Here is a 3,332-nt window from a genome sequence, read left to right as displayed (position 1 = left end):
GGTCTTAGTATACCCCATTCTCTCAAAAAATTCCAAAGAACCTTTCTTAAAAAAAGTTTATATCCTCCCCGTATTTTTCCAAGGTTTTTCCCGCCATAAACCGTGAGAGGTTAAAGGTCCTGAAGGAGCCCTCCGAAAGCCTCTCGGAAAGTCCTTCCACATACGCCTCCCGGCCCGTGGCTTTCATATAAGGAACCAGCACCGGGGCGGCGTCCGCGCTCAGGGAGGACAGATAACCGAAATCTATCTGCTCTGTCTTGTGGGACGCCTCCTTCAGATTTACTTTTGCGATGATATAATCCGGATGACTGAAGGATAAAAGTACATAGCATATGGTCACCACTGCCATGCTGTAGCGAAACAGCCCGAAGCTCTCCCGGAAAATACCCACGATTACACCTGTAAATAAAAGAAACAATACTCCCAGGGTCCAAAGCACCAGAATCCGCAGGAAGGTCAGGTCATAGGACTGGATATACAAAATCATCCGCATTGCGCTGGAGGCGATCATCACAAAGGTGCAGAGGGACATGACTGTCAATATAATTCGAAGCAGAGCGCTTTCCCGAAAGAAACTCAAGGTGAACAGCACAATCACCAGGTTTAAAATACTCACTGCAAGCAGCTGAAAAAATCCCTCCCTGGCATATTCCGCATAGGTATATCCTTCGGGAAGCTGCAGTTTCCCCAGAAACAGTCCAAAAATCTGAATTCCGCAAAACAAAAGGTACATCAAGGACAAAAGCCCTGTCACAGTGATGGCTAAAATAGGCTCTCCCTTTCTTCTATCCTTTACCTCCTGGCTTATGGCATGTCTGCAAAGATAGGCAAGCAAAAGATAGCTTGCAAAGAACAAAAAGAGAATACGGAAGGTCACATTAAGCACATTTGCCGGCTGTATCCAGTCTGTGAGGCTTTTCATCATTTCTCCAAATACCGCGTCCGCACTGCTTAGAAGGGCTGCTATCACCAACAGCAGTGGCAAGGCGATGATAAGTCCCAGGAGAACCAGCCAGATTTTGTGGTTCTTCCCCCTTTCCCGCAGATATGCAGCCCCGTCCTGAAAAGGCCTTCCAAGCTCTCCCAGACTGCAAAAGACAAGCTGCAGAATGCTTCCTAAGTATTTTCCCAGCTTCCAGCCCGAGGTATCATAAAACTGCTTCAAAAGAAGGCTCATCATCAGCAGAAAAATCCCTGTCTTATTCAGAGAAATGATCCTGGAATCGTCGGTGCAGAAGGTGGACACGGAAAGAAGCGCCATCCCCGCCATATAAAAGACGCTGCCTTTTTTTAAGGAAATCTCCAGTTTTGATAAGCATAAGCAAAAATACAAGAGACTTCCTGCCACGAAAAAAGGGAAGGTGATCCCCGACCCGTTACGAAACATGCAAAAGGCGTAAAAGACCGCATAGACAAAGGTTGCCGGACCAAAAAAACCAAAATTCTTTTTCAGATTTCCTGTGTGTCTGGCCGCAACGCTTTGCGCCGCCGCATTCTGCGCCGTGCCGTTTTGTGCTTCCTGATTTTGTACAGAAACGTTTTTATCATTCATATCCATGTCTATCCCTCCTGATCAGGCACATACTCCAGAATATCTCCCGGCTGACAATCCAGCGCCTTGCAGATAGCCTCCAGAGTAGAAAACCGTATCGCCTTTGCTTTGTTATTTTTCAATATAGATAAATTGGCCAGCGTAATATCCACCTCTCCGGAGAGCTCCGTGAGATTCTTTTTACGCTTTGCCATCATTACGTCCAGATTTACAATAATCGCCATATCCGCCTGCCTCCGCCTTTTTCATAGCACATGTTGCCAACCCTTTGTTATATAGTGAGGTCATTTTCCTCCTTGTAGCGCACAGCCTCCTCAAACACCATGGCCAGAACCTTGCTGAACAGCCCCGCTATCACAAAGACGAAAACCACCACCGCCATGGCAATGGTCAGGTAGACGATACTGCGCACCACGGACATTCCAGCGATAAAAAAGCTCCAGTTACCCATTTTTCTAAGGCTCGCCACATTTTCCATGACAAAGCAGTTTTCCTCCAAAACTGTGGAAAAAATCTTGCGCAGCTCGCCGATGAGCACAATGGCGGACACTCCCAGCACAAAATAGATGATCACATTCTCTTCATAGTAATCCATAAGCCTGGGAAGATATCTCCCCGCCAGCCTGATACTGAAGGGCAAGGACGCCGTCACCACCATGCCGCCAAAAAACATAATGTCCAGCAGAAGCTTCGTCCACCTGGTCAAAAGCTGCTTTTGCCGTTTCAGGTTTTCTTGTTTCGTCAAATTTTTTTGCTGTTTCATACAGATACCCCCATCTGTTTTTCCTGATTTCCAGTTCAATATAGCATCCCCAAAAACGATTGTCAATATATTTTTATTGATATTCGATATATTTTTATTAAAAAACGAGCAGGCATTGTTGTCTGCCTGCTCGTTTTTGTTTCCGCTTCCTTTCTTATGCCTATTTTTGATTCTTCACCCAATATCCGGCTCGTCTGCCAGAGTGATGGTTTCTGCCGCTTTTCCATCCGTTTCAAAAATCACAATGCGGTTTTCACCGGTTTTAAGCAATGGCCCTGGCAGATACAGCCTTTTCTGGGGGCCGATCTCCCAGAATCTTCCGATGTTGAAGCCGTTTACGAAAACACAGCCCTTTCCCCAGCCGGAAAAATCCAAAAAGGTATCTCCCGGCTCCTCCACCGAAAAGGTAAATTCATAAAAGGCCGGGGTGTTTTCCAGATAATCCCCCTCAAAATCAACGTGCTCCACATTGTCAAGGGGCAAGGGATACTGCTCCCAGCCGTTGTGCATATGTTCGTTGATCTGCACACACTGATCAATGCCCTTGCGCTGTTTCTCCATGCGGGGACCAAAATTCACACGGCCCATATTTTCCACCAGAATGTCCAGCACTGCATTTTTCCTGATGGAAAGCTTTAATTCCCTCTCCTCTAAAAGCTCCCTGTCATAGAGCACTGCTGCGGGAACATTGTCCACCAGAATATTGGCCCTGTCGTTTGCTCCCCACAGTCTGATCTTGTCCAGATTTTCCTCTGTATGCAGCATGCTCCTGTAAAGAATATATCCATAATTTTGTCCCAGGCGTTCCATGGACTGGGGGAACGGGCTTTTCACGGGACTGCTGATAGAGGCCAGTGTGGAGGTCAGACTCACTTTCCTTCCCACCTTCAGGGTTCCATAATTTTTTCTCTCTATTCTTGTAGAAAATTCCACCTTGGGAATGGGTGCATACTTCCCTATCACCTCTTTATAACGGCGGTACTTTTTAATGATCTGTCCCTCCTCGGTGTGCACCCC

Annotated in this window: 3 protein-coding genes and 1 pseudogene; all 4 read right to left on the bottom strand. The window is 46.7% G+C overall.

The genetic code is table 11. The annotated features are described in order from the left end of the window. Positions 1-46: 46 nt before the first annotated feature. Complete coding sequence (locus AC1WIP_RS13455; RefSeq protein WP_481142308.1) at positions 47-1,558, bottom strand: DUF4153 domain-containing protein; 1,512 nt, start codon at positions 1,556-1,558, stop codon at positions 47-49. 2 nt (positions 1,559-1,560) lie between these two features. Then, positions 1,561-1,776, bottom strand: coding sequence for a helix-turn-helix domain-containing protein (locus AC1WIP_RS13450; RefSeq protein WP_481142307.1), 216 nt, complete (start codon positions 1,774-1,776; stop codon positions 1,561-1,563). Positions 1,777-1,823: 47 nt separating this feature from the next. Beyond that, entirely contained in the window at positions 1,824-2,315 is a 492-nt protein-coding gene (locus AC1WIP_RS13445) for a DUF2975 domain-containing protein (protein ID WP_481142306.1), read from the bottom strand. Between the two features lie 174 nt (positions 2,316-2,489). Then, positions 2,490-3,332, bottom strand: a pseudogene (locus AC1WIP_RS13440) (beta-galactosidase); the annotation flags it as partial.

Source organism: Acetatifactor sp., assembly GCF_982438285.1.
The sequence above is the reverse complement of the archived record's forward strand: the minus strand, read 5'-3'. Positions and strand labels throughout refer to the sequence as shown.

What these genes read in the sequence shown, in the direction of transcription:
- AC1WIP_RS13455 (WP_481142308.1), bottom strand. Translation starts at nt 1,558, where the DNA reads ATGGATATGAATGATAAAAACGTTTCTGTACAAAATCAGGAAGCACAA.
- AC1WIP_RS13450 (WP_481142307.1), bottom strand. Translation starts at nt 1,776, where the DNA reads ATGGCGATTATTGTAAATCTGGACGTAATGATGGCAAAGCGTAAAAAG.
- AC1WIP_RS13445 (WP_481142306.1), bottom strand. Translation starts at nt 2,315, where the DNA reads ATGAAACAGCAAAAAAATTTGACGAAACAAGAAAACCTGAAACGGCAA.